Source organism: Acidaminobacter hydrogenoformans DSM 2784 (genome assembly GCF_900103005.1).
Taxonomy (GTDB): domain Bacteria; phylum Bacillota; class Clostridia; order Peptostreptococcales; family Acidaminobacteraceae; genus Acidaminobacter; species Acidaminobacter hydrogenoformans.
The window spans coordinates 1-7,667 of sequence record NZ_FMWL01000036.1 but is presented as its reverse complement, the minus strand read 5'-3'; the positions used below and the strand labels follow the sequence as shown (position 1 = coordinate 7,667).

Here is a 7,667-nt window from a genome sequence, read left to right as displayed (position 1 = left end):
GGTCTTTAATTGTTTGATGTCGATAGTCGTGAATCTTTGAAGTCAATTTGCCACAAGCCGGGCAGTGAGCCTCCTTGGCCTTGGTTGAGATTGTAATTCTTATAAAAGAATCAGAATGGTCGATTTTGTTGATAATACAATCTTTCAAATCTAAGAGTTTACTGGTAGAATGAGGATGCACTTATATCCAAGCCCCTTTCTTTAATGTTTGTCTAGTCAACTAACATTTTAAGGAGCAAAAGATATAAGTGCATTATTTTTTTGAAAAAAATAATGCTGGGGAGGAATCACCCACCCCAACATTTATTATAGAGCCATTTTTGCCTAATTTTCTCAAAACCCCTAATCCTCGCCGCCTTTTTCTTTATTTCACCCTCATTCTGTGATAAGATAGGTTAACTTAAAATTATGAAACCATTTCAATGTCAGAACATTTTATCAGCGAGGTGACCAACATGAATTATGTATTCGTATCCCCTTATTTCCCGTCCAACTTCAAATATTTCGCAATTCGCCTGAAAGAAGAGGGCATCAATGTCCTGGGCGTCGGTTCCGAGCCCTATGACAAGCTGGACCCCGAACTGCGCAGCGCCATGACTGAATACTACAAAGTTGACAACATGGAAGATTACAACCAAATGCTTGAGGCCTGCGGCTTTTTTACCTACAAGTATGGCAAAATCGACCGGATTGAGTCCCACAACGAATACTGGCTTGAGCAGGACGCCCAGCTTCGCACAGACTTCAACGTCTTTGGCTTCAAAACCGCGGATATGGCTAACGTCAAGTTCAAGTCCAAAATGAAAGAAGTTTTCAGAAGCGCCGGCGTCCCTGTCGCCCGGGGCAAAGTCGTCACGACGCCTAAAGAAGCCAAAGCCCTCATCAAGGAAACCGGCTATCCCGTCTGCGCCAAGCCGGACAACGGCGTAGGTGCGGCCAACACCTACAAAATCAAGAATGACGCCGAGCTGGCCAGGTTCTTCGAAACCAAGCCGGACACGGATTATATCATGGAAGAATTCATAGAAGGCGAGATCCATACCTTTGATGGCCTCGTGGACCGTGAGGGCAACGTGGTTTTCATGAACTCCTTCATCTTTGACAAAGGCGTCATGGAAACCGTCAACGACCAACTGGACATGTTCTACTACAACCAGCGCGAAATCCCGGAGGACCTCAAAAAACTCGGTCTCGCTGCCGTTAAAGCCTTCAAACTACAAGAACGCTTTTTCCATATAGAATTCTTCCGCCAAAAGGACCAGAGCCTCGTGGGCCTCGAAGTCAACGTCAGGCCGCCGGGCGGCCTCTCCATGGACATGTTCAACTTCTCGAATGATATGGACTTCTACAGCCAGTACGCAAAGCTCGTCGCCGGGCACCCCATTGAGATTGACGCCAAGCGCCCTTATTACTGCGCTTACGTGGGCCTCAAGCACCGCGGTCTGATCCGCCATAGCCATTCCACTGGCGATTCACTGGATAAATATGGCGATCTGGTCGTCCACCACGGCCCAATTGCGTCAATCTTTGCCGCGGCCATAGGCGACTACGCCATTGTCATCCGCTCGCCGGAGCTCGAGCCCCTTAAGGAAGCCAGCCGCTTCATCATGGCCCGGGAGATTGGCTAAGCTGTAAATCTGTGAGACCAAAGGCTTAAAGCTTCTGCCGATGGTCTCCGCCATCCAACACCTCTCCCCACCAACGACAAATTTTCTGCCCACTGTGGCATTTCAAGGAGGACACCTACATGCGCGTTGAGTACCATCAATTCTACAGCAGCAACTTAGGCCGCAACATGGAATTCAAAAGCTACGGCCACGCCGGAAAACCCATTGTCGTATTCCCATCCAGCGGCGGACGCTTCTTCGAATATGAAGACTTTAAAATGATCGAAGCCATCTCTTATTTCATTGAAAACGGCATAGTGCGCGTTTACACGCCGGACAGCATAGACGGTGAAACCTGGCTCGATAAACTGCGCTGGCCCGGCGACCGCGCCCGTCACCACAACGCCTATGATGCCTACATCATCAATGAATTGGTGCCGTTTATCCGCCACCACGCCAACTGGCAAGGCGGCCTCATTGCTACGGGCTGCAGCATGGGTGGCTACCACAGCGCGAACTTCTTCTTCCGCCACCCGGACGTCTTTGACACGGTCATTGCCCTCAGCGGCATATATGACGCCCGCTTTTTCGTAGGTGAGCATCTTGACGATTATGAAGTTTACATCAACTCTCCTGTAGACTATCTTAAAAATATGGAAGACAACCACTACCTGGAAGCTTACAGAAGGGGCAATATCATTATCTGCACTGGTCTGGGCCTTTGGGAGGAGGACACCATTCGCGATACCAAAGCCATGGAGGGCATCCTGAAAGCTAAAAGCGTCCCGGCCTGGATTGACTATTGGGGCCACGACGTGGACCACGACTGGCCTTGGTGGCGGGTCCAGATGCCGCATTTCCTGTCAAAGCTGCGGGAGCAGGGGAAGCTGTAGTTTTAAGGGCAACTTAGAATGGAAAAGTCCAAACATCAGTAAGACTAAATTTTAAAAGTGTGTTGTTCTAACATAAAGAGACAGGATTAGGTAGGCCATCAGCCACCCTATTCCTGTCTTTTTGGTTGGGCCCAGTCCCCAACCAAGCACCATGTTCTCTATTTTTTGAGTCCTTTGTCTTCTGATAGGTCATTTTCTCATTGAAAGCTGCCATATGACGTTTTTCTCTCGCAAAAGCGGGGTAAAAATGCCATGTATGAATCACTCGGCGACATGGCGACTGAGATTTGTCCGCAGCAGCCATACGATTATTTGAATGGAGGAAATTCAAATGTCTTATTTGATTGAGATGATCGAAACGGCTGCCCAGCCGGTGCTGTACCAGAGGCACGTGACCTCCCTGGATCAGCTGCCCCTCGTGATTGGCAAAGCCTACGAATCCGTCTTCAGCTATCTGTATGAGCGCGGCGAGCAGCCTGCGGATATGCCGTTTGTCGCTTATTTCAACATGGACATGGCGGCGCTCGAAGTGGAGATTGGCGTGCCGGTTTCACGGACCTTTGATGACACCACTGACGTCCTGTCCGGCGAGATTCCTGCTGGAAGAAAAGTCGTCAGCATGTACCAGGGACCATATTCGGGCATGACCGTCATTTACGACGCCATGAACCAGTGGATGGCGGAGCGGTCTATAGAACCGACCGGTGTCGTCTATGAATTCTACTATAATAGTCCAGAGGAAGTGCCGGAAAGCGAACTGTTGACCAAAGTTGTTTTTTTGGTGAAATAGTGCGCGGCTGTGTACTAAGGAGGCAAACCAGCTTCAATTGGTTTGTGCCTCGAAGAATTAAACGAAAGAGGGGTGAGCCTGCCAATGCGATACCACTTTTGCCCCAAATGCGGAGGCGCGCTGTCCATAGAGGAAACCATGGACATCAATAAGCCAAAATGTACGAAATGCAGCTTCATCTTCTTTCAAAACCCGGCGGTGGGGGTCGCGGCCATCCTGATCCGTGACCGTAAAGTTTTAATGGGCAGGCGTACCGGCAGTTACAAAGGCCTATGGTGCATCCCCTGCGGCTACGTGGAATACACCGAGGACGTCCGGGAGGCCCTGATCCGGGAGATGAAGGAAGAAACCGGCCTCGACTTTGATCTGAGAGAGGTCTTCGCCGTCCATTCCAACTTCCATAATCCAAATCAACATACAGTGGGCTTATGGTTCCTGGCTGAGGCAGAAGGGGCGCCCATGCCCATGGACGACCTGGATCAAGTCAGATTTTTTTCCTGGGAGGAAATCAACACCCCGGAAATTGTCCTGGCGTTCCCAACAGACGCCCTGGTCCTGAAAAAGCTCAAAGACCAAAAGCTCATTGACTAAGTACACTCTAATATTAGATGAAGAAAGGCGAGAGGTGATACTATTGGATCTTGGACTCAAAAACAAAACTGCTATTGTACTGGCCTCCAGCGATGGGCTGGGCAAAGCCATTGCCACCCAGTTTTCTATTGAAGGCGCCAATGTCATGCTTTTCAGCTCCTCTGAGGTCAAGCTCAAGGCCGCTGCGGACGAAATCGAAATCCTCAGTGGCCGAAGGCCCCTCTACTGCGCCGGTGATCTCCGAAAGCCCGAGGATCTGAAGCGCCTGGTAGACGAAACTATAAAAGCCTACGGCAGCATTTATGCCCTCGTCAATAACGCTGGCGGGCCGCCCGCCGGAACCTTTGAGCAGTTTGAGGACGACGTCTGGCAAAGCGCCTTTGAGCTGACGCTTCTTTCCTATGTGCGCATGGTTCGCCTCGTCCTGCCGCACATGAAAGCAGCGGGGGGCGGCCGCATCCTCAACTCTACCTCCTCTTCCGTCAAACAGGTCCTGGAAAACCTGATCCTCTCAAACACTTTCCGAAATGGTGTAGTGGGCCTCTCAAAGAGCCTTTCCCAAGAGCTTGGAGCCGATGGGATCCTCGTCAACATCATTGGCCCCGGCCGCATAGGGACTTCGAGAATCACCTATCTGGACCAGGTGCGTGCCGACCGCCTAAACGTCTCCGTAGAGGAGATCGAGGCAGAAGCCTTCAAAAACATTGCCCTGGGCCGCTACGGAAAGCCGGAAGAATATGCCAAACTGGCGGTGTTCCTGTGCTCAGAGGCCAATACTTATATTACGGGGCAGACCGTGCTTGTGGATGGCGGGTTGACGAAGGCGCTTTAGATAAGAGAAGTATTGAATATCAAAAAATTAATAAATCCCCGGCTTGAGCATGACAAGCCGGGGATTTTTTCGTAATTATAATATGGGGCAGATGATGTGCTACAGGCATCAGTCGCCATGGCCCTTTTTCTTCATGGGGTCAGACCCCGTTTAGGCTCTGCCTTTTTTCAGCCAGCCAGCGGTTTCAATGAGTCGCTTAGTCTGATGCGCCACAGCGTCCTTGACATCCTCAACCGGCTTGCCGTCCTGTCCTTGTGTGACTGAAGTGCCGTAAGGGTTGCCGCCGGCTTTGAAGATGGAAGCATCTGTATAGCCAGGCGCGACTATGATGGCACCCCAGTGCATCATGGAAGTGTACAGGGATAGGATGGTGGCTTCCTGTCCGCCATGAGGGTTCTGAGCGGAGGACATAGCGCTGACAGCTTTGTTGGCCAGCTTGCCCTGTGCCCAAAGGCCGCCCTGGGTGTCAATAAACTGCTTCATTTGGGAAGCCATGTTGCCAAAGCGGGTAGGGACGCTGAAGAGAATCGCGTCTGCCCAGTCCAGATCCTCTGAGGTCGCCTCAGGGATATGCTTTGTAGCGTCCACGTTGGCTCTCCAGGCTGGGTTTCCATCTATAGCGGCCTCTGGTGCCAACTCTCTCGCCTTGACGAGCCTGACCTCAGCACCGGCGGCCTCCGCGGCTTCCTTTGCCCACTGTGCGAGCTGATAGTTGATGCCTGTTGCGCTATAATAGATAATGGATAATTTAACGTTTGACATGAGTAGTTCCCCTTTCGAATTAAAATTCTATTTGAAATGTTGTAGTATTTGATAACTGTTCTCATTATAACATATTTATTACTAATTGGAAGTACTTTTTAAAAAATAATTCTAATTAGTACTAATTTGTAGAGAGTTTACAAGTTAGACTGCGCTTAAGAACACTTTTTGTCGAAGCATTGGGTAGAAAATCATTTGAAAGCGCAACCGGCGGGACTGAAAAACGAAGACATGATAAGATACTGATAAGGAAACCTTAAGGAGGACGCACGCATGCACTATCCCAAACGCGCCAAAGACAGTATGACTATCGCCACCACTGCCCCTTCATCCGGGGTCACAGGGATTATGGTGAACCGGTTCAAGAACGCCTTTACCAACCTGGAGTCCTACGGTCACCGGGTACTGGAAAAAGAACCACTCTACACTTCGCATCAACACACCAGCGCTGATGCAGAGACCCGGGCGAAAGCTTTGATGGAACTGGTTCGGGATCCTGAAATCGATCTGATCCTGCCGCCATGGGGTGGAGAGTTTCTCATGGAGATCCTGCCGCTTCTCCACAGGGAGACCATTGATTCTGACAGCTTTCCTTGGATTATGGGTTTTTCAGATCTGAGCACGCTGCTCTTCTACCTGACCACGGTGCACGACATCGCTACAGCCCACGGCCCGAACATGATGGACTTCTCACCCAAAAGCGTTGATCCTTCCGTTCGTGCCAGTCTTGATTACCTGAGGAAAGAGCGTTTCGTCCAGCATACTTTGCCCCTTTACCAGGAAGCGTGGCCAGACGTGGAGAAAGACTTGCTCGCGCCCTACCAGTTCAGCGCATCCTCTAAGATCGAACTGCTGCTTGGCTGCGAGGGAGCCATCTTCTCCGGCCGGCTGATCGGTGGCTGCCTCGATACCATTGGTAATCTTCTCGGAACCCCCTATGAAGATGTCACAGGATTTATCGAGCGTTACGGAGACGACGGAATCCTGTGGTACCTGGAGAACTGCGGGATGCCATCGCCAGACGTGTACCGCCGTCTCTTCCAGATGAAAGAAGCAGGCTGGTTCGAAAAAATTTCAGGGCTGATCGTGGGCCGCACAGGCACCAAGCAAGAAGGAGAGTTCCTCGACCGCGATGCCTACCTGCGAATCTTTGGGGAGATGGACATCCCTGTGGTGCTCGATGCAGACGTCGGCCACCTGCCCCCGCAGCTTCTGTTGATCAACGGTGCCCACGCGACGGTACGGGTAATGGATCGGAAGCTTGAACTGACAACGGAGCGCAGGCTCTGATCATGTTGTCTCCAGAGCTCTTGACTACCAGGTATCTCAGTACGATGACCACAAAGTGTGAAAGGATAAACAAAGGGGGTTTACGTGACCATCGGCATGGATTATAATGGGTGGAGAAATGTTTTATGTATACAGGGATTGTTTGTGAGATTCGGAGGGGATCAGTTGAGTATTTTTGAGATCATCATGTTGACGTGTTTTGGCTTCGCATGGCCAATTTCCATTCATAAGTCCTGGACGAGCAAGAGTACAGGGGGTAAGAGTCCTGTGTTCTCCTACGTCATTATCATAGGTTATCTGAGCGGCATGACCCATAAGTGGCTCAACAGCAGGGACCTGGTCATGGTGCTTTACGCCATCAACATGGCCATGGTGACGGTTGACTTAATGCTGTATTACAGGAATAAGCGGCTCGAGGACGCGGCTAAAGCAGCAAAAGGTCTTGAAACCGTACATACCAATGGATAGTATTTTATGGAGGAGCGGCGGCTTCTCCTTTTTGTTTGGTGAAAATGATGGAGCTGCGGTTTTGATCAGAAGCCGCACAACAAAAAAGGAGTTGTTGCGAAACTATAACATTTAGTTTCACAGCAACTCTTTTTTTACGCCAATTGGAATTACTGACTTTCAATAATTTTGCTTATTGACAAACCATCCATGAGATCTTGAATTATAGGGTCGACAAAAAAGCCTATTCACCGTATTTTTAAATATCTGGTCTAAGCTGCTTTTTTGTACTCGATAATGCCGGTTTGGTTGTTTTGGATTTTGCTATGAAGCTTATTCAGATTTATTGCCATAGCAACCATCATCATATCCACCACTATTTTTTTCATACCCCTACGACGAAACCGATCATAAGCGAGACCATCTTTAACCTTTGAAAAAGCGCCTTCCGCTTG

The 7,667-nt window shown here is 49.9% G+C and carries 10 protein-coding genes; 7 read left to right on the top strand and 3 right to left on the bottom strand.

Annotated features, from left to right (window positions below; all coding sequences use genetic code 11):
- Nucleotides 1–181, bottom strand: a 181-nt coding sequence (locus tag BLP63_RS17360) for a transposase family protein (protein ID WP_408605871.1), incomplete at its 3' end; no start/stop codon positions are given.
- Nucleotides 182–455: 274 nt separating this feature from the next.
- Between BLP63_RS17360 and BLP63_RS16585 the strand changes: the two genes are divergently transcribed.
- From BLP63_RS16585 to BLP63_RS16565, 5 genes are all read left to right on the top strand, one after another.
- Nucleotides 456–1,628, top strand: a complete 1,173-nt coding sequence (locus tag BLP63_RS16585; RefSeq protein WP_092593576.1) for an ATP-grasp domain-containing protein — start codon at nt 456–458, stop codon at nt 1,626–1,628.
- Nucleotides 1,629–1,747: 119 nt separating this feature from the next.
- Nucleotides 1,748–2,500, top strand: a complete 753-nt coding sequence (locus BLP63_RS16580) for an esterase family protein (protein WP_092593572.1) — start codon at nt 1,748–1,750, stop codon at nt 2,498–2,500.
- Nucleotides 2,501–2,831: 331 nt separating this feature from the next.
- Nucleotides 2,832–3,290: a GyrI-like domain-containing protein gene (locus BLP63_RS16575; protein WP_170829518.1), complete on the top strand. Its 459-nt coding sequence runs from the start codon at nt 2,832–2,834 to the stop codon at nt 3,288–3,290.
- Nucleotides 3,291–3,374: 84 nt separating this feature from the next.
- Nucleotides 3,375–3,881: a nucleotide triphosphate diphosphatase NUDT15 gene (locus BLP63_RS16570; RefSeq protein WP_207646499.1), complete on the top strand. Its 507-nt coding sequence runs from the start codon at nt 3,375–3,377 to the stop codon at nt 3,879–3,881.
- A gap of 43 nt (nt 3,882–3,924) precedes the next feature.
- Complete coding sequence (locus tag BLP63_RS16565; RefSeq protein ID WP_092593568.1) at nt 3,925–4,713, top strand: SDR family oxidoreductase; 789 nt, start codon at nt 3,925–3,927, stop codon at nt 4,711–4,713.
- A gap of 150 nt (nt 4,714–4,863) precedes the next feature.
- Here the strand turns inward: BLP63_RS16565 and wrbA are convergent, their stop codons facing one another.
- Nucleotides 4,864–5,475, bottom strand: a complete 612-nt coding sequence (wrbA, locus tag BLP63_RS16560) for an NAD(P)H:quinone oxidoreductase (RefSeq protein ID WP_092593566.1) — start codon at nt 5,473–5,475, stop codon at nt 4,864–4,866.
- A 273-nt stretch (nt 5,476–5,748) separates the two neighbouring features.
- Between wrbA and BLP63_RS16555 the strand changes: the two genes are divergently transcribed.
- Nucleotides 5,749–6,765 carry a S66 family peptidase gene (locus BLP63_RS16555; protein WP_092593564.1) on the top strand — a complete coding sequence of 339 codons (1,017 nt, stop codon included), beginning with the start codon at nt 5,749–5,751 and terminating at the stop codon, nt 6,763–6,765.
- A gap of 165 nt (nt 6,766–6,930) precedes the next feature.
- Complete coding sequence (locus BLP63_RS16550) at nt 6,931–7,233, top strand: hypothetical protein (RefSeq protein WP_092593562.1); 303 nt, start codon at nt 6,931–6,933, stop codon at nt 7,231–7,233.
- A gap of 251 nt (nt 7,234–7,484) precedes the next feature.
- Here BLP63_RS16550 and BLP63_RS16545 read toward each other — a convergent pair.
- Nucleotides 7,485–7,667: transposase (locus tag BLP63_RS16545; protein ID WP_170829517.1), on the bottom strand; the 183-nt coding region annotated here is incomplete at its 5' end.

Excerpts from the sequence above, each read along its gene's own strand:
- BLP63_RS16585 (WP_092593576.1), top strand. The coding sequence starts at position 456 with ATGAATTATGTATTCGTATCCCCTTATTTCCCGTCCAACTTCAAATAT.
- BLP63_RS16580 (WP_092593572.1), top strand. The coding sequence starts at position 1,748 with ATGCGCGTTGAGTACCATCAATTCTACAGCAGCAACTTAGGCCGCAAC.
- BLP63_RS16575 (WP_170829518.1), top strand. The coding sequence starts at position 2,832 with ATGTCTTATTTGATTGAGATGATCGAAACGGCTGCCCAGCCGGTGCTG.
- BLP63_RS16570 (WP_207646499.1), top strand. The coding sequence starts at position 3,375 with ATGCGATACCACTTTTGCCCCAAATGCGGAGGCGCGCTGTCCATAGAG.
- wrbA (WP_092593566.1), bottom strand. The coding sequence starts at position 5,475 with ATGTCAAACGTTAAATTATCCATTATCTATTATAGCGCAACAGGCATC.
- BLP63_RS16555 (WP_092593564.1), top strand. The coding sequence starts at position 5,749 with ATGCACTATCCCAAACGCGCCAAAGACAGTATGACTATCGCCACCACT.